This window comes from Azoarcus sp. DD4 (assembly GCF_006496635.1).
Taxonomy (GTDB): domain Bacteria; phylum Pseudomonadota; class Gammaproteobacteria; order Burkholderiales; family Rhodocyclaceae; genus Azoarcus.
Genome location: NZ_CP022958.1, coordinates 5,130,255 through 5,146,386, shown reverse-complemented (window position 1 = coordinate 5,146,386; position 16,132 = coordinate 5,130,255). Strand labels below are relative to the sequence as shown.

18 protein-coding genes are annotated in these 16,132 nt (G+C 64.8%); 3 read left to right on the top strand and 15 right to left on the bottom strand.

Annotated features, from left to right (window positions below; genetic code table 11):
• Nucleotides 1–117: 117 nt before the first annotated feature.
• Complete coding sequence (locus CJ010_RS23890) at nt 118–528, bottom strand: hypothetical protein (protein WP_240794454.1); 411 nt, start codon at nt 526–528, stop codon at nt 118–120.
• A gap of 72 nt (nt 529–600) precedes the next feature.
• Nucleotides 601–939, bottom strand: a complete 339-nt coding sequence (locus tag CJ010_RS23885) for a DUF4148 domain-containing protein (protein ID WP_141020296.1) — start codon at nt 937–939, stop codon at nt 601–603.
• Nucleotides 940–1,106: 167 nt separating this feature from the next.
• Between CJ010_RS23885 and CJ010_RS23880 the strand changes: the two genes are divergently transcribed.
• The 3 genes from CJ010_RS23880 (at nt 1,107) to CJ010_RS23870 (ending at nt 3,764) form a co-directional block, all read left to right on the top strand.
• Nucleotides 1,107–1,793, top strand: coding sequence for a heavy metal response regulator transcription factor (locus CJ010_RS23880; RefSeq protein ID WP_141020295.1), 687 nt, complete (start codon nt 1,107–1,109; stop codon nt 1,791–1,793).
• Nucleotides 1,794–1,795: 2 nt separating this feature from the next.
• Complete coding sequence (locus CJ010_RS23875; protein ID WP_141020294.1) at nt 1,796–3,133, top strand: heavy metal sensor histidine kinase; 1,338 nt, start codon at nt 1,796–1,798, stop codon at nt 3,131–3,133.
• 160 nt (nt 3,134–3,293) lie between these two features.
• Nucleotides 3,294–3,764, top strand: a complete 471-nt coding sequence (locus CJ010_RS23870) for a disulfide bond formation protein B (protein ID WP_141020293.1) — start codon at nt 3,294–3,296, stop codon at nt 3,762–3,764.
• Between the two features lie 198 nt (nt 3,765–3,962).
• Here CJ010_RS23870 and CJ010_RS23865 read toward each other — a convergent pair whose 3' ends face one another.
• The 13 genes from CJ010_RS23865 to trbE all read right to left on the bottom strand — a co-directional run bounded on the left by CJ010_RS23865 (nt 3,963) and on the right by trbE (nt 16,124).
• On the bottom strand, nt 3,963–4,481 hold the full coding sequence (locus CJ010_RS23865) for a hypothetical protein (RefSeq protein WP_141020292.1): 519 nt from the start codon (nt 4,479–4,481) through the stop codon (nt 3,963–3,965).
• Nucleotides 4,482–4,647: 166 nt separating this feature from the next.
• Nucleotides 4,648–5,319 carry a thioredoxin domain-containing protein gene (locus CJ010_RS23860; RefSeq protein WP_141020291.1) on the bottom strand — a complete coding sequence of 224 codons (672 nt, stop codon included), beginning with the start codon at nt 5,317–5,319 and terminating at the stop codon, nt 4,648–4,650.
• Nucleotides 5,316–5,768 (bottom strand): disulfide bond formation protein B, encoded by a 453-nt coding sequence (locus CJ010_RS23855; RefSeq protein ID WP_141020290.1) that lies wholly within the window; start codon nt 5,766–5,768, stop codon nt 5,316–5,318. Before CJ010_RS23855 ends, CJ010_RS23860 begins: the two co-directional genes overlap by 4 nt.
• Before the next feature lie 234 nt (nt 5,769–6,002).
• The gene (gene ccmI / locus CJ010_RS23850) at nt 6,003–7,259 is read right to left on the bottom strand and encodes a c-type cytochrome biogenesis protein CcmI (RefSeq protein WP_141020289.1); all 1,257 of its coding nucleotides are present in this window, start codon (nt 7,257–7,259) and stop codon (nt 6,003–6,005) included.
• Nucleotides 7,256–7,744, bottom strand: coding sequence for a cytochrome c-type biogenesis protein (locus CJ010_RS23845; RefSeq protein WP_205754850.1), 489 nt, complete (start codon nt 7,742–7,744; stop codon nt 7,256–7,258). The genes ccmI and CJ010_RS23845 overlap by 4 nt, the downstream gene beginning before the upstream one ends.
• Nucleotides 7,745–8,039: 295 nt before the next feature.
• Nucleotides 8,040–8,285 carry a DUF2274 domain-containing protein gene (locus CJ010_RS23840; RefSeq protein ID WP_024537615.1) on the bottom strand — a complete coding sequence of 82 codons (246 nt, stop codon included), beginning with the start codon at nt 8,283–8,285 and terminating at the stop codon, nt 8,040–8,042.
• Complete coding sequence (locus CJ010_RS23835; protein ID WP_024537616.1) at nt 8,282–9,550, bottom strand: TrbI/VirB10 family protein; 1,269 nt, start codon at nt 9,548–9,550, stop codon at nt 8,282–8,284. Before CJ010_RS23835 ends, CJ010_RS23840 begins: the two co-directional genes overlap by 4 nt.
• Nucleotides 9,551–9,552: 2 nt before the next feature.
• Nucleotides 9,553–10,533: a P-type conjugative transfer protein TrbG gene (gene trbG / locus CJ010_RS23830; protein ID WP_024537617.1), complete on the bottom strand. Its 981-nt coding sequence runs from the start codon at nt 10,531–10,533 to the stop codon at nt 9,553–9,555.
• Nucleotides 10,530–11,234 (bottom strand): conjugal transfer protein TrbF, encoded by a 705-nt coding sequence (gene trbF, locus CJ010_RS23825; protein WP_024537618.1) that lies wholly within the window; start codon nt 11,232–11,234, stop codon nt 10,530–10,532. The genes trbG and trbF overlap by 4 nt, the downstream gene beginning before the upstream one ends.
• An 18-nt stretch (nt 11,235–11,252) precedes the next feature.
• The gene (gene trbL / locus CJ010_RS23820) at nt 11,253–12,617 is read right to left on the bottom strand and encodes a P-type conjugative transfer protein TrbL (RefSeq protein WP_024537619.1); all 1,365 of its coding nucleotides are present in this window, start codon (nt 12,615–12,617) and stop codon (nt 11,253–11,255) included.
• Nucleotides 12,614–12,937 (bottom strand): EexN family lipoprotein, encoded by a 324-nt coding sequence (locus tag CJ010_RS23815; protein ID WP_009523295.1) that lies wholly within the window; start codon nt 12,935–12,937, stop codon nt 12,614–12,616. The genes trbL and CJ010_RS23815 overlap by 4 nt, the downstream gene beginning before the upstream one ends.
• An 11-nt stretch (nt 12,938–12,948) precedes the next feature.
• Nucleotides 12,949–13,674, bottom strand: a complete 726-nt coding sequence (gene trbJ, locus CJ010_RS23810) for a P-type conjugative transfer protein TrbJ (RefSeq protein ID WP_009523294.1) — start codon at nt 13,672–13,674, stop codon at nt 12,949–12,951.
• Nucleotides 13,671–16,124, bottom strand: coding sequence for a conjugal transfer protein TrbE (gene trbE, locus CJ010_RS23805; protein WP_108500079.1), 2,454 nt, complete (start codon nt 16,122–16,124; stop codon nt 13,671–13,673). The genes trbJ and trbE overlap by 4 nt, the downstream gene beginning before the upstream one ends.
• Between the last annotated feature and the right edge of the window lie 8 nt (nt 16,125–16,132).

Below are 16,132 nucleotides of genomic sequence, written 5' to 3'. Positions count from 1 at the left end.
ATGACGAGACACGGAAAATCGGCAAGGCGCGATCAGCTCGATCGCAATGGACGCACGGCAATACCGTTCAGAACGGTGAACTTGCCGGAAAGAAAGTGAAAGCGACCACCCTGCCGATCAGGCAGGGAGGCCCCATTTCGGGCGTTCGGGCTCGGAGGGATGTCCTGCGAGAAGCCCCATCGGAGTGGAGGCGATGGCGGGGGGCGTCAGAATGCCGTCCGAGGACGATCCAGCGTCGCTCGGCAGTGCGGTGCAACTCGCTGCCTGACAGAAGCTGCAATCGAAATCGGTTCCCGCTGCCTTCGATCCGGGCTCGTCGCCAGCCGCGGCCTGGTGCTGGTGGTCATGATGCCCCAGGTGGTTCGCCGCCGCGCCCGACTCGTGCTGGCAATAGGCGCTCACCGCGGCCCAACCCAGTTGGAGCGGCAGGAATACCATGAAGAGAATCGCAAGCCAGCGGCGCATGCGGCGAATTGTAGCGGCAAGAAGGTCGAAATAGAAAATGGGGCTGGACTGCAGAGGCCTCATGTCGAGACGGTGCGGGGCCTTGCCATGTCATGTGTTGCATGACATCCGGCCCGCGCGCATATCTCCAGCGTGTCAATTGTCCCCATAGAGTTCGTCCATGCGCGCCCGCTCCTCGGGCGTCATATTCACGAGTTCGTTGATCACCTCCTCACGCGTCTTGCCCGGGCCGGTGTCCCGGGCGGGAACCGGTAGGCCGCGCTGTAGATAGTCGTAGCTTCCATCCGCTTTCGCCTTCTCCAGTTCCTTCAGCACTTCGGCGCGCGTCTTGGTACTTGTGGAGTGGTCGGGATGAAAGGTGAAACCGGCTTCGTTGTTGGCGGGGTGCCACAGCGAACCGGCCAGGGCCGCGGTCGGCGCGGCGAGGACGGCGGCGAGCAAGGGCACGAGGGTGGCAGTACGGATCTTGGGCATGATGAGCTTCCTTTCGTCGATGCAAGGGACGGTCCGGCTCGGGCAACGGCCGTTGCAGTCCGGCCGGACACGGGGCGTACTGTAGAAAACCGTCCACGTCGAATCGCGAACAGCCCGATTACGAATTCGTAATGTCGCCGCACTGCGCTCTTCGCGATAATTCGCGCATGAAGATCCTGGTCGTCGAAGACGAGCCGAAGCTCGCCGAATACCTGCGCAAGGCGCTGACCGAAAACAGCTACGTTGTCGATGTCGCCCACAGTGGCACCGAGGGACGCTACCTGGCGATCGAGGGGCATTACGACCTCGTCCTGCTCGATGTCATGCTGCCGGGCCTGGACGGCTTCGCCGTCCTGCGCGAACTGCGACGCGACAAGCACGTACCTGTGCTGATGCTCACCGCGCGGGACAAGGTGGAGGATCGCGTGCAGGGGCTGCAGGCGGGTGCGGACGACTATCTGGTAAAACCTTTCGCTCTGTCCGAGCTGCTCGCACGGGTACAGGCGCTGTTACGGCGCGGCGCCATTCCGACGGCCGGTCAGGACCGCACGGTCCTCAGGCTGGCCGACCTCGAACTCGATCTGGTGCGGCGCAAGGCGTCGCGCTCCGGGCAGCGGCTCGATCTGACGGCCAAGGAATTCACACTCCTGACCTTGCTGTTGCGCCGGCACGGGCAGGTGCTGTCGCGCACCGCGCTGGCCGAGCAGGTGTGGGACATGAACTTCGAGAGCAACACGAACGTCGTGGAGGTTGCGGTACGCCGCTTGCGCAGCAAGCTCGACGACCCCTTCGCGAAGAAGTTGCTCCATACCGTGCGCGGCATGGGCTACGTCCTGGAAGACCGGGAACCCTGAGGATGCGCAATCCGCGTTCGCTCGGCCGCTGGCTGTCGTGGTGGCTCGCAGTGCAGACTTTCATCGGGCTCGGGGTCGTCTGCGTCGTCGTGTACGTGGCCACCAGCCTCAACTTCTCGGCGAAGCAGACCGAGGAGCTGCGGCACAAGCAGGACGTGATCCGCCACCTTGTCCGCGAGATCACGACGCCGGAGGAACTGCCGAGCCTGCGTCACAAACTCGACGATTTCTTCATCGGCCATGCCGATCTCAAACTGCGGCTGACCGTGGATGCCGAGGCGCTCCTCTACATGACGCCACCGGCCCCCGAGCCCGCCGCGAACCTGCGTCGGGTTGAATTCGAGATCCCTTCGCCGTGGTCGGGCACGACCGTGCTGCGTGCCGAATTGGCGCTCGACAGCAGTTCCGATGCCCGGCTGCTGAGGCAACTGGCGTGGACGCTACTGGCGAGTGCGTTGGCCGGCGCGGTGGTCGTCTCCGCGGGCGGTGCGTGGCTCGTGCGACGCGCACTGTTGCCCGTTCGCGACCTGGTTCGACAAGCCGCGGCACTCAGTCCGGAAAACGTCGGACAGCCGCTAGATGGTTCCGCGCAGGCACAGGAGCTGCAGCCGCTGGTCGCGCAGTTCAACGCGCTGCTCGTACGGCTGGATAACGCATACCGGCAACTGGAAGGCTTCAATGCGGACGTCGCCCATGAACTGCGCACGCCGCTGGCGACACTGATCGGCGAGACCGAACTCGCCCTGAGCCGCGAGCGCAGCATTCCCGAGCTACGGGACGTGCTGGGATCCAATCTCGAGGACCTGCACCGCCTGGCGGGTCTCGTCAATGACATGCTGTTCCTGTCGAAGGCCGATCGCGGCGAGCGAGCGCGCCGAAGCCCGGTCGGCAGCCTCGCTGCGCTTGCGGTCGAGGTCATCGAGTTCCACGATGCGGCACTGCAGGAGGCTGGCGTGAGCGTTCGCGTTTCCGGGGACAGCGGCGGCGACTTCGATGCGGGTTTGTTGCGGCGGGCGATATCGAACCTCCTCGCCAACGCAACGCGGTTTGCAGAGCGCGGGTCAATGATCGATCTGGACATCGGAGCGGACCCGTCGCGCCTCGTCCGCGTGTCCGTCAGCAACGTCGGCCCGGAGATTCCTGCGGAACATCTTCCACGCCTGTTCGACCGCTTCTATCGGGCGGATGGGGCACGCGAACACGGGAGCACCAATCACGGACTTGGATTGTCGATCGTCGCAGCAATCGCGCGCATGCATGGCGGCACCCCGTTTGTCCGCTCCACCGGTGGCACGACGACCGTCGGTTTCAGTATTTCCGTTTCGGGCGAAAGGCATTGACCCGTCCCCACGTGGCGGGTAGCGTGGGCAAGTTGGATCGTGGCTACGCCGATGGTGTGCGTGGCGCCCGCAGGGGACGAGTCCATCCGCGCGAGCGGCATCGCCGATACCTCGCGAGTCAGCCCCTGATACCTGCTCTACTCTTGGGAGATCCAAGTCGATGAACATCCACGAGCGCCCATCGGCGGATGACCTTTTCGGCATCAGCTGGATGCTGGTTTTGGTGGGTTGGTCGATCGCCGCCCTGTCGATGATCCGCGCGCTTTACCTGAGTGAATACCTACGAATTGAGCCCTGCGTCATTTGCTGGTATCTGCGCCTCTTCATGTTTCCGCTAACTCCGGTCCTCATGGTGGGGCTGTTCCTCTTCGACCGGCACGTCGTGTTCTATGCACTGCCTCTGGCGAGCGCCGGATGGCTCATCTCCGTTATCCATCTGCTGCAGACCTCAGTAACGACGCCGGTCGAGGCGGCCTCTTGCTCGCCGATCATGCCGTGTAGCGAGACGCAGATCATGTGGATGGGTTTCGTTGCGGTTCCGCTGCTGTGGGTGGCCGTCTTTTCGGTCATCAATGTGCTCCTGATCGCGGCACACTTCAGCCGCGCAACTTCCCGGGAGTATGCTGCCTAGTGCTCTCTTCGCCGAGCCTGCGATCGTTGGGCTGTCTGTCACGCGGTTCGACTACAGCCAACGTCAAGTTGTCTGCTGCGGATGTTGAGACCACGCGCGTCGGCCCCAGCAGAGTTCGTCGGCTCCGGGGAAATAGGCCCGACCGGAAACGATCGGGTTGAAGACGCGGCCGGCAGACTTCCCGCCACTCTCGCATCCTCACCGAGTCGGCTGCATCCACATGTAGTTCTGATGCTGCATCATATGGTCCATCATCTGCTGCTGCATGCCCATGTACCGATCCATCATGTACTGGCGCTGCTTCATCTGATCCGGGGTGAGCTTCGAATAGTAGTCCCCCATCCCGCGCCATCCCATCATGTGACCGCCCCTCATTGCGCCGCCCATCATCGGACCGCCCGCACAGCAACCCAACATGCCCGGCCCCCACATGCCGTGCATTGTTCCCATGCCGTTGCGCATCGTTTCCCAGTGCTCCTGAAGCAGCTTCTGTCGCTCCTGCGGATCCTGGGTCTGGCGGATCATCTCCATCTGCTCCTGCATCCGCTGCATGGTCTGCTGCATCTGCGCCATCTGCTTGTCGAACTCGGCGACTTCAGGCGCCTGCTGCTGCATTTGAGCGTCTTTCGCGGGCGGGGCCGCTGTCGGCTGCGCCATGCCCGGCGCGGCCGGAAGCACGGCGGCCATTATGGCTGCAATCAAGATCGTCTTTTTCATTTCGCATCCTCCTCGTCGACAGAAAGAACACCTTCGCACGTCTTCGCTCCGATCGCCGCAACACGCGGAGCCCATTTGCCATGCCCGGTATCGGCACGAAGCCGAACTTCGAAGCTTTCTTGCGTAATCATTCCAGATCTGATGCAGGAGGCTTTCCAAGCCCGCCTCATCGTCCGTCTTGCCGGGTTCGTGAGGCTTCCGTCAGCGCACTGTTTACCAACTGCTTGAGCGGTTCGTATCCAAAGCGCGGCAACGGCTGCCCATTCACGAAGAACTCAGGTGTCTTCGTGACGTTAAGCGCCTGCGCGTCAGCAAGATCCTGCTCGATGACGCGTGCGATTTCTGGCGCGGCCATATCCGCGCGCATTCGCGCAAGATCGAGCCCCAACCCTTCGAGATGCTTCCAAACGAGATCCACCTGCGCCGTATGATGGGGTGCCCACTCTGCCTGCGACGCGAGCAGTGCCTCGAGTGCCGGCCAGAGTTTGCCCTGCTTGCGCGCAGCCTCGAGCACGGCAACAACGTCTTCCGATCCCTCATGGAACGGCGCGTAACGCAGGACAAGGCGAATGTCGTTCGGGTTCGCCGCCATCATTTGCTTCACCAACGGATAGAAACTACGACAGGTTTCGCACGCGGGATCGAGAAATTCAACGATGACGACCTTCGCCTGCATGTTGCCAAGCGTCGGCGAATGCATCCGAATCAGGCGGTCTCGATTGCGATCGACCACTTGCTCCGTTTGCTCGGCCGTTTCAGCCTTGTGGTTCATCGTTGCGACGGCGAACACAAGCAGCAGTAGTACGACGGCGCCAAGAAACACGGTCTTTTGCTTCATTTAGAACTCCGAAGATAGGCCCAGATTAGCAAAGTGATGATGATCGAGAAGGCGATGACCGACAGCAGCGGGATCGTCAGGAAGCCGAACCATTCGATGACCGTCTGCGAGCACGGGACACCCTGCGCGCAGGGACGGACATCCTCAGGGATCACACCGGCGACGAGAAGTTGATGGAACACCGCGACCAATCCGCCAATGACGGCCAGCGGCAGGGAATAGCGAATAACTTTCCAGTCGAACGGAAACAGCCCCATTGGAAGAATCAGTGCGAGCGGAAACATGAAAATGCGTTGGTACCAGCACAGCGAGCAAGTCGGAAGCTTCATGATTTCACCGAAAAACAAGGCTCCAAGCGTCGATGCACTCGCGATTAGCCACGCGACGAAAATGATCGTCCAACCTGTTGTGGTTTCAGTGCTCGTCGAGTTGATTTCGGTTGTAGCCATTGATTGGTGACTCGGTGTAAAAGCAGTGGCGAGAGTGCCGCGCAAGTAAACGTCGGCCTGATATCTCGATCAGCCTGGTAGCGCGGTATGCGCGCTGTCAGTGCATACCCCCAAAGGGTGCCCCAAGACAGATCTACCCTGATTGAAGAGGCAAGGTCGATCGAGCGTAAAACCCATCGGAGGAAGTTTTCATCGTCGGCGAGTGAGATCAGGATGCCAGCGATGAGAACAGGATTACTCGCGTATCCGGTCAATCACGACCGCAACCGCTGTGGCGTTGGGCGCCACAGCGACAGTGCGGCCTTCCAGGTCGCCCGATCGGGGCGCAGCCTCGCTTAGCTTGGAGACGCGAGCACCAATCGAAACCCGATCGGGCACCGGCCCGTCCGACATCCGCTCCGCTTTCTCGAAGCTGAATTCCGCAGGAAGATCCGCCACGCGGTAGCGCAACGCCGCGAGCGGTTTCCCGCCCTGCGCCGGACGCACGAGAACAAAGACGGCATCATCGGCGGCAGCGCGCGAGGCAATCTCGGGCGCCAGAGTGACGCGTCCCTTGACCGTGAGTCCGGGTAGGGGAGTGCCGGCGGCGGCCTCTTTGCCCGCGCCGGCCTGCGGCAGGGCCTCGTGGTCGAGCGCAGGCATACCGCCCTTGATCCGCGCCTCGTTGATGCTCGCCCGGATCGAACGGGCGAACTCCTCGGCCGGTGGCACCTGCGCCAGGACCTGCTCCCAGTAAGCGGACGCCTTGACGAAATCCTGTTGCTGGAAAGCAGCAGTGCCAGCAAGCGCCAGCGCCTTCATGTGGTTCGGATCGAGCGCCAGCGCCCGCTTCACAAGCCGCTCGGCCTCGCCCGACACCTTGCGGCCCTGAGCCCCTGCGATCAGGTCACCCCACTCGGCGAACACGTCCGGATGCTCAGGCATGTTATGGCCGATCTTCTGATAGGTCGCCGTGGCCGTCCGGAAGTCCTGCATCATCGCGTAGGACCGCGCGAGCATCACCCAGCCCTCGGGGTTGTTCGGTTCACGCTCCAGCCGGATCGCGAGCTGCGAAACCATTTGCGCGATCTGCGCGGGCGTGATCTCGTGACCGCCTTCCGGCGCAGCAGTCTGAACCGGATCCAGTCCGTTCGGCTCCCCGAGTGTCAGGTAGATACCGGTCGCCAGCACTGGCACGGCAAGTGCCGATAGCAGCGCCCAAACCCGCGATGGACGTAGGTCCGTATGCGCTTCCGCAGCCTCGCCCTCCTCAAGCGCACGCTGCTCCAGCTCGCTGCGTGCCCGGTTGTATTCGGCTTCGTCGATATCACCCGCGGCGAATGCGTTCTCGATCTCGACGAGTTGTTCACGCAACACTACCAGTACGGTTTCGGCCTGGCGTTGCGCTTGTTGCGCATGCGCATGGATACGACCTGCCCCGAGCATAGGCGGCAGGACGAGCAGCAGGGCACCAGCGACCAGCGCGGCGGCCAGAATCAGGAAGACAGTCACGAGCGGGGCTCCTCGGGAGGCAATGGTGCGCCGTCGAGCAAAGCGCGGGCGCGGTTGCGTTGGTCGTTGTTGAGCGCGGCGGCTGCAGGCTCGTCGGCGCGCCTGCGCAGGCGCAGCGCGAGCCAGCCGGCACCGCTGAACAGCAGCAGGCCGGGGCCTACCCATAGCAGCAGGGTGATGCCGTTTACGGGAGGAAGATAAAGAACGAAATCGCCGTAGCGAGCCACCAGGTAATCGATCACCTGATCTTCGTTTTTCCCAGCCGCGAGCTGTTCACGCACCTGGTTGCGCAGGTCCACCGCCAGCGGCGCATTCGATTCGGCGATGGACTGGTTCTGACACACCAGGCAGCGAAGCTTGTGCGACAACTCGGTCACCCTCTCCTCAAGCACGGGGTCGGCTGCGAGGAGTTCCGCCGCTCCGCCGCGCTGCGGCGCTTGGGCGAGCACGCCCGGCGCCGCAGCGACCAGAAGGGCAAGGGACAAAAAAGTTCTGGTGTCAAGTCCTTCGTGCAAATCACGCAGAGCTTGAAACCGTATATGGGACAGTAGGTTAGCTCGTTTTCAGGCCACTTTGCGGAAGTGCGGCCTTGTGGGCTAGGAGCCACATAGGAGCGTCGGGAGGGAAAGCCGGATCGCGCTGGAGCGTGCGGGATTGCCGAGGAACGGCGGGCCTGTCGCACCATCATAGCCCAAGAGGCTTTGCGTGCGGCATCCAGAGAATGAAGAACGCGCAGCCTGGGGCTGCGCGTTCGACGGATGCCATTGGTACGCGACGCCATCATGTCGGCTTCGTTGGCGCGCTCCGTGTCGCCGTGCCCTTCCTGAATCCCCGATCCCCCGCCATGAACGCCTCCAGCATGTGCGGGATAAGCGTCGTTGCATCGACGGTCTCGCCATATGCCTGCGCGTGCAGCGCGGCATAGCGGTCGAGGGTGGCCCTCAGGCTGGCCGGGCAAGCGAAGGTCAGCTTGACGCTCTCGGTCTTGGGCAGTGGCCCGAGCCGCAGTTTCTTGGTCGTGCTCATTGCATCGCTCCCCGCTGGAAGAACATTGGCTGGTACGGACGCAGCACCAGATCGCGGTTGGCGATGATCCGCACCGGCAGGCCGGGCCGCTCGGTCAGCGTCGGCTGGATGTTCATGTTGCGCCGGGTCATCTCCTGCCCGACCTGGTTGATGCTGTCCTGTGCGCTGTCGCGCCCGGCGATCACGATGCGGTTGCCGTCCTGCCGGTTCTCCGGCGCGGCCAACTCGGCGCCGATGCCCAGCAGCGTCGTCAGCGCCGCACCGGCGACGATGCGGCTCCAGTGGTAGTCCACACCGTCTTCCAGGCCCGAATAGCCGGCCGGATCGGTGCCGACGAGGTTGTCCAGCGTCAGCGAGGACGTGTCCGGCAGGATGATGCGGTTCCAAACCACCTGCACCCGGCTCTGTCCATAGCTGACCTGGCTGTTGTAGCGGCCCAGGATGCGCGAGCCCTGCGGAATCAGCAGGAACTTGCCCGTGGCCGTGTCGTAGACCGGCTCCGTCACCGTGGCGATCACGTCGCCCGGAAGATCGGACTTGATGCCTGTCACCAGCGCGCCAGCGATCACCGTCCCGGCCATCACCTGATACGGCGAGGACGGCATTTTCAGATTCCCGGAATTGCGGGTTTCCGTAGAGCCGCCTTTCAGGAACGCCTCTTTCTGGTCTTGTCGATTCTGCACAGCGGTCGGGTCGGCGGGCTGGGCCGCCGTCGAGGCCGGCCCGGCGGCGAGCGGGTCGAAGCCCGCCAAGGCCGATGCTTGGCCAGCCGCAGCGACTTGCGCAGCCGCTGGCGCGGCGGTCTTGCCAGGCGTGCCCGAGCGGAAGAACACCGAGGAAGCTGCTGCCGCTTCAGCTTCCTTGCGCCGTGCATCCTCCGGGTCGTGGCCCGGCGGCGCGTAGGTGGGCGTCACCGGCTGCTGCGCCTTCACGATGGCCGGGCCAAGGTCGCCCGGCAGCGGCGGCCCCAGCTCGGGCACCTTTCGCGGCAGCTTGGAGTAATCCGAAGGCAGGCCATCCAGCCCCTCGGACTTCGAGACGCGATCGACGTTGTAAAGCTCGGTCTGCTCGCCTGCGCCGCGCCGGTGCGGCTGCAATGACCAGATCGTGGCCCCGAGCACGGCGACCGACAGGCCACCGGTGAGCATGGCCAGCGTGCGCCGGTTCAGGCGTGTGACCGGGCGCGGCTGGGCGCGCAGCGCCACCGCCTCGGGCGCGACCTTGCCCGCCTGCGGCGCAAAGTCAGGGGAATCGTCCTGGCTCATGCTCAGTTCCTCCGCGTGCCATCGGTACGTTCGATCCGCACCACATCGCCCTTGTCCCCGCCCAGGCGTAGTTCGGCGGCGCCGAACAGGCGATCCACGATGTAGTACGGCGGCCGGAAGCGGTAATTGACGAGTTGCCCATCGCCCTGGGCGCCGATGACGAACAGCGGCGGCAGTTCGCCTTGGGCGATGCCCGGCGGAAACTGGATATAGACCTTCTCGCCGTCATCGAAGGCGCGCAGCGGCTTCCAAGGCGGATTGCTGCCGCTGACCGCATAGCGGAACCGGATCTTCTCCAACGACAGCCCGGCATCGACCGGCGCGGCGGCGCTGGCCGCCTGCGCCTGGCGCTGCAAGGCCAGCATCTTGTCCTTCGGGTACTCCCAGGACACCGACGCCATCCACGTCTTTTCGGTAGACGTCAGCTCCAGCAGATAGGTGCGCCGGCTGGTCGTGATGACGAGATTGGTCTTCAGGCCCGAGCGGATCGGTTTGACCATCACATTGACGCGCAGCGCGTCAGCGCTGCCGCTCGATGTGTCCCCGACGATCCAGCGCACGGTATCGCCAGCGGCCACCGTCACCAGTTCCTCGCCGGGCTGGAGCGCGATCACCGTCACGCGGCCCACGGCCGCATAGACCTGATACAGCGCGCCATCGGTGAAGGGCCAGACCTGGATCGCGTTGACGTAGCCCTCGCGCGTGGGCGCAATGCGCGCCTCGGCGTTGGCGCGGGACACACGCACGGTTTCATCGGCGGGTTCCGGCGTGGGCTTGGCATCCGGCACAGGTTTCATCTGCGCCGGCATCGGCAGCACCTGCGGCACGGCCACCACTTCCACAGGCGCAGGCGGCTCCGGCAGCGGCTGCGCCTGCGCCGGCTCATCGAGCGAAATGGACGGCGGCGGCTTGCCCTGCGTGGCGCAGCCCGCGAGGGCAAGCAACATGATCGGCAAGGCGGATTTACGGAAAAGATCATTCATGGCTTTGCTCCTTCGTTTCCTTCCAGTTCGCGGCTCCACGACAGCCCGTTGACGTAGATACCCAGAGGGTTCTTGCGCACGCGCTGCTCGGTGCGCGGCGTCTGCTGCACGATGGAAACCACGGCGTTCCAGCGTTCGGTGCGATCCAGCGCGCCATTGACAAAGCGCGTCTCCGTCCAGCGCACGTTGAAAGACGTGTCGCTGGCGCGGGTCACGCTGGTGATCTGCACCGTCACCGACTCCTTGCCGATGCGCGCGAACGGATCGTTCACGCGGGCGTACTCGTTGAGCACCACGGCGCCCTTGTCAGTGGTGTAGTCGTAGGCATCCAGCCAGTTCTGCCGCACCACGATGGGGTCGATGGACAGCGAGCGCACCAGGCCGATGAAGCGGCCCAGGTGATAGGCCACCTGGGCATCGCTGGGCCGATACGGCGTAGCGGCTTCACCGACCGCGCGCACCTGGCCCGCGTTGTCCACCTCGATAACGTAGGGCGTGACGATGGACTGCGCCGAGCGCCAGACCAGCCCGCCCGCCATCAGCACGGCCAACGTGAGGCAGCCAAAGGCCATGAAGCGCCAGTTCTTGGCCTGCACGCGGGCCGAGCCGATACGGTCGTCCCAGACCTGCGCGGCGGATTGGTAGGGGGTGGCAGGCTGCGGCGTATCGGCGTAGCGCACCTGCGGTCTTTTGAATCGCATGAGGGTTCTCCTTGAAGATCAGGAATCGGAATCACGCAGGCTTGGCCCCTGGCTGGAGCTGCCGCCGTCGCCGCCGCGCAGCGTGTGGGCGGCGGTCGTGGCGGCATGGGTGAGCTGCTGCCTGCGGTGCAGGCGCTTGGCCCAAGCGGGTTGTGCGGTGGATGGGGCTGTGACGGGAGATTCGCTCGCAGCCCGTGCGGCACTGTCCCCCGACGCCGATCCGGCGTCATCAGGCCGGAAGGCGGCGGCGACGCGCTCCTTCATCGAGCGTGCGCCTTGGGCCACCTTCTGCCCGGCTGCCTGCGCGCCAGTCTTGGCGACATTGCCCACACCGGCGGCGGCGCCCTGGAGGCCGCCACCGGCCGAAGCGGAGCCCGCCTGATAGGCCGACTTGGCGCTGCTGGCGGTCGATGCCATCGAACGGGCGCCACTGACCCCTGCTTTGGCGGCTGCGGGCGCCATACGCGCTCCGGCCGCCACGGCGCCGCCGACACCCGTAGCAGCAGCGCCGACCGCAACGGCGGTTCCGGCTGCGCCGATGGCAGCACCGGCCATCGCGCCCGCGCCAAGCTGCGGGCCGCCGGACACCAGCCCGGTCGCAATGCCCGGCCCGAAGATGCCCAGGGCCAGCATGGACAGCGAGACCAGCATGATGACCAGCGCCCGGTCGATCGAAGGCTCCGAACCTGCCGGGATGTTGAACTCGGAGAACAGCCCCGAGCCGATACCGACGATGACGGCCAGTACCAGCACCTTGATGCCCGACGACACCACGTTGCCCAAGACCTTCTCGGCCAGGAATGCCGTCTTGTTCCAGAGGGCGAACGGCACCAGCACGAAGCCCGCCAGCGTGGTCAGCTTGAACTCGATCAGCGTCACGAAAAGCTGCACCGCCAGCACGAAGAAGCTGACGATGACCACCATCCATGCGAAGAACAGCACGACGATGGGCATGATGTGAATGAACACCTCGGGGAAGCCCGCCATCTCCTTGATCTGCTCAAGAATGGGCGCCCCGGCGTCGATGCCCACTTTGGCGAGCCGTCCCGGCTGCAAGAAGTTACCCATGCTCAGGGTCGAGCCGCTGGCCGTCAGGCCCAGCCCGGCGAACGAGCGGAACACGATGCTCGCCAAGGTGTTGAAGTTGCCGATGATGTAGGCGAAGGCACCGACGTACAGCACCTTGCGGATCAGCTTGGCGATCACGTCCTCGCCCTGGCCGCTGGCATGGCTCATGGCCCAGAACAGCCCGGCGAGCGTCATGTCGATGACGATCAGCGTGGCTGTGAGGAACGCCACCTCCCCGTGCAGCAGGCCGAAGCCCGAGTCGATGTAGCGCGAGAACACATCGAGGAAGCGATCAATGATCGAAATGTCATTCATGGCGAGTCCTCCTGCCCCGGCAAGGCCGCTGCCACCGCCTCGCCGTCTTCGGTGGGTTCATCGAAGCTGGCCGGAATCGGCGGCAATTCGGCCAGCGTCCGGTACTCATCAGGCCCGGCCTTGCCGGAGAAAAAGCGGCGCAGGTCGGCCTTGACCACCTGCGCGCATAACGCGCCGTCGAGCTGACCCGCGCGGCATTGCTCCTTGAGCAAGCGCAGCCGCGCCGGATGGGCCGAGAGTGCATCGACCGAAGGCACCTCCTGCTGGCCGCAACCGGCCAGCAAGAGCACGAGACCGCAGAAAGCAGGCGCGCGGGTCATGGCAACACCTGTCACCGGCCGTAGAAATCGACGGTCTGCGGCGTGTACGGCGTACCTTCACCCAGGAAACGCCGGTTCACCTCGCGGCCTCGCTCCACGGCGGCAGCCTGCCGCGCCAACTCCAGCGACGCGGCGCGATCCTGGGTGATGCTCAGGCGTTGCGTTTGGATGGACTGCTTGGCCTGCAAAGCCAGAAGCTGATTGGTGGCTTGCATGGCCTGCAAGGCGCCCACGGCCGATTGGCTCTTGCCCACGAGGTCGGCCAGCACGCCTTCGTCGTCGCTCAGGTTCTGCGACGCCTGGGCCTGCATCTGCATGGTGGTCTGCAAGCCGTTGAGCGTGTTCTTCCAGCGCTCCTGCGCGTCGCGGTACATCTGGTTGCCGCTGACGGTGGCGGCATATTGCTCGGGATACAGGCGCTGGAACTCCCGATCCAGATTCGTCACGTCGTAGGCCAGTCCTCTGGCCTGGGCGATCAGCCGCTGTGTGGTCGCCAGATTGGCGCGCAACTGGCCGACCACGCTGGACGGCAGGCTGGCGAGGTTGCGCGCCTGGTTCATCAGCATCTGCGCTTCGTTCTGGAGCTGCTGGATCTGGTTGTTGATCTGCTCCAGCGTGCGGATCGCGGTCAGCGTGTTCTGCACGAGGTTCGTGGGGTCGATCACGACCCATTGCGCATGGGCGGTGGCGGTGCAAAGCATGGCCGCGATGGCGGCGGCGATGAGACGTTTCTTCATGGCTGGTTCTCCAGGGGTTGGTCAGCGAGGGAACCCGGCGCGAGGCCGGGGAACGAGGGCAGCAGGTCGGCCGCCCAATCGAGGCCGCGATGGCGCAGCCAGGCGCCCGCGAAGCCGGGCACGCCGGCGTCGGCCAGCACCGCGTCCATGTCGCGCTGGTCTTGCGGCGTGGACGCGCCCGCGAAGGCCAGCGCCGCCGGCCCCAGGTCGAGGTCGAACAGGCGATTGCCGAGGCGCGATTGGTAGTAGTAGTCGCGCTTGGGCTGCGCGGTGGCGACGATCTCGATCTGCCGCCTGTTGAGGCCGAAGCCCTCGTAGATCGTGCGAATCTGCGGCTCGGTGGCCTGCGGGTTCGGCAGGAAGATGCGACTCGCGCAGCTCTCGATGATCGCGGGCGCGATGCTCGAATCCTTGATGTCGGCAAGGCTCTGCGTGGCGAAGATGACGCTGACGTTCTTTTTCCTGAGCGTCTTGAGCCACTGGCGGATACGCGCGGCAAACACCGGGTCATCGAGGAACAGCCACGCTTCATCGAGGATCAGCAGCGTGGGCGCCCCGTCGAAGCGTTCATCGAAGCGCGCAAAGAGGTAATGCAGCACCGCCATGACGGCGGCCTTGCTGTGCATCAGCTCCTCCATCTCGAAGCACTGCACGTCGGCCATGCCGAGCCGGTCATGGTCGGCGTCCAGCAGCTTGCCGTGGGCACCGCCCAGCACATAAGGCGACAACGCCTGCCGCAGCGTGTTCGATTGCAGCAGCACGGACAGCCCCGTCATCGTGCGCTGCTCCACCGGCGCACCGGCGAGGCTGCCGAGCGCCGACCAGATGGCGGCCTTCTCTTCGGGGCCGACGACCACGCCCTCATGCCGCAAGCGGCCTTCGATCCACTCTGCCACCCAGGTGCGGTAGCCCTCGCGGTCGATACGAGCCAAGGGCTGGAAAGCGATTTCGCCATCCATCCCGAGGTCGTAGTGCTCGCCGCCCAGGCCCAGGATGGTGGCGCGCATCGAGCGGCCCATGTCGAAGGCGAAGATGCGCGAGCCGCGATAGCGACGGAATTGCATCGCCAGGGTGGCGAGCAAGACCGACTTGCCCATGCCGGTCGGGCCTGCGACCAACGTGTGGCCCACGTCGCCGATGTGCGTCACCAGCCGGAACGGCGTGGCGCCATCGGTGCGCGTGACGATCAGCGGCGGGCCGTCAAGATGGGCATTGCGTTCGGGGCCGGCCCATACCGCCGACACCGGCATCATGTGCGCCAGGTTCAGCGTCGAGACGATGGGCTGGCGCACATTGGCGTAGGCATTGCCGGGGAGCGAGGACAGCCACGCATCCACGGCGTTCAAGGTTTCAGGGATCGTCACGAACCCGCGCCCTTGGATGGCCCGCTCCACCATCCGCAACTTCTCGTCGGCCACGGCCGGGTCGGCATCGAGCACTGTAACCGTGGCGGTGAGATAGCCGAAGGCGACTTGATCGCTGCCCAGCTCCTGCAAGGCGGCATCGGCGTCGGTGGCCTTGTTGCTCGCGTCGGTATCGACCAGCGGGCTTTCTTGCTGGAAGATCGTTTCGCGCAGCAGCGCGATGACGTTCTTCCTTTTCGCAAACCACTGGCGACGCAGGCGGACGAGTTCCTTTTCCGCTTCGGCTTTGTCGAGGCACAGGAACCGGGTTGACCAGCGATAGGCAAATCCAAGCCGGTTGAGGTCGTCCAGAATCCCCGGCCAGGTCGAGGGCGGAAATCCCCGCACCGACACCACGCGCAGGTGCCGGTCGCCCAGCATGGGCGCCAAGCCACCGACAAGTGCGGAGTCGGTCAGCAGCGCGTCGATGTGGAACGGCACTTCGGGCACGCCGACGCGGTAGCGCCGCGTCGAAATGGTGGCGTGCAGGTAGGTCAGCGTCTGGCTGTCATCCAGCCAGGCGATTTCCGGCATCACGCCGTCGAGCAGGTCAAAGATGCGATCCGTTTCTGCGGCGAAAGCTTGCAGCCGCTCGCGCCAGTCCACGCCGTCGGTAGGCCGGTTCTCGTACAGCATCCCCGCCGCGCGGGCGTGCGATTCCTCGGGCGGCAGGTACACCAGCGTCAGGTGATAGCCGCTCTCGAAGTGATTGCCCGAGTCCTCGAATGTGGCCCGGCGTTCCTCGTCCACCAGCCACGACAGCGGCTCGGGGAACGCCGAGTGCGGATAGTCGGCGGCGGCGCGGCGCTCGGCCTCGATGAACAGTGCCCAGCCCGAACCCAGGCGGCGCAGCGCGTTGTTCAAGCGCGCCGACGTGGCGATCAACTCGCCTTGCGTCGCGCTGTCGAGGTCAGGCCCGCGAAACCGGGCCGTGCGCTGGAAACTGCCGTCCTTGTTCAAGACGACGCCCGGTGCGATCAGCCCGGCCCAGGGCAACCAGTCAGCCAGCAAGGCCGGGCGCTGGCGATATTCGGCAAGGTTCAGCATGGCATTCC

What these genes read in the sequence shown, in the direction of transcription:
- CJ010_RS23890 (WP_240794454.1), bottom strand. Translation starts at nt 528, where the DNA reads ATGAGGCCTCTGCAGTCCAGCCCCATTTTCTATTTCGACCTTCTTGCC.
- CJ010_RS23885 (WP_141020296.1), bottom strand. Translation starts at nt 939, where the DNA reads ATGCCCAAGATCCGTACTGCCACCCTCGTGCCCTTGCTCGCCGCCGTC.
- CJ010_RS23880 (WP_141020295.1), top strand. Translation starts at nt 1,107, where the DNA reads ATGAAGATCCTGGTCGTCGAAGACGAGCCGAAGCTCGCCGAATACCTG.
- CJ010_RS23875 (WP_141020294.1), top strand. Translation starts at nt 1,796, where the DNA reads ATGCGCAATCCGCGTTCGCTCGGCCGCTGGCTGTCGTGGTGGCTCGCA.
- CJ010_RS23870 (WP_141020293.1), top strand. Translation starts at nt 3,294, where the DNA reads ATGAACATCCACGAGCGCCCATCGGCGGATGACCTTTTCGGCATCAGC.
- CJ010_RS23865 (WP_141020292.1), bottom strand. Translation starts at nt 4,481, where the DNA reads ATGAAAAAGACGATCTTGATTGCAGCCATAATGGCCGCCGTGCTTCCG.
- CJ010_RS23860 (WP_141020291.1), bottom strand. Translation starts at nt 5,319, where the DNA reads ATGAAGCAAAAGACCGTGTTTCTTGGCGCCGTCGTACTACTGCTGCTT.
- CJ010_RS23855 (WP_141020290.1), bottom strand. Translation starts at nt 5,768, where the DNA reads ATGGCTACAACCGAAATCAACTCGACGAGCACTGAAACCACAACAGGT.
- CJ010_RS23840 (WP_024537615.1), bottom strand. Translation starts at nt 8,285, where the DNA reads ATGAGCACGACCAAGAAACTGCGGCTCGGGCCACTGCCCAAGACCGAG.
- CJ010_RS23835 (WP_024537616.1), bottom strand. Translation starts at nt 9,550, where the DNA reads ATGAGCCAGGACGATTCCCCTGACTTTGCGCCGCAGGCGGGCAAGGTC.
- trbG (WP_024537617.1), bottom strand. Translation starts at nt 10,533, where the DNA reads ATGAATGATCTTTTCCGTAAATCCGCCTTGCCGATCATGTTGCTTGCC.
- trbF (WP_024537618.1), bottom strand. Translation starts at nt 11,234, where the DNA reads ATGCGATTCAAAAGACCGCAGGTGCGCTACGCCGATACGCCGCAGCCT.
- trbL (WP_024537619.1), bottom strand. Translation starts at nt 12,617, where the DNA reads ATGAATGACATTTCGATCATTGATCGCTTCCTCGATGTGTTCTCGCGC.
- CJ010_RS23815 (WP_009523295.1), bottom strand. Translation starts at nt 12,937, where the DNA reads ATGACCCGCGCGCCTGCTTTCTGCGGTCTCGTGCTCTTGCTGGCCGGT.
- trbJ (WP_009523294.1), bottom strand. Translation starts at nt 13,674, where the DNA reads ATGAAGAAACGTCTCATCGCCGCCGCCATCGCGGCCATGCTTTGCACC.
- trbE (WP_108500079.1), bottom strand. Translation starts at nt 16,124, where the DNA reads ATGCTGAACCTTGCCGAATATCGCCAGCGCCCGGCCTTGCTGGCTGAC.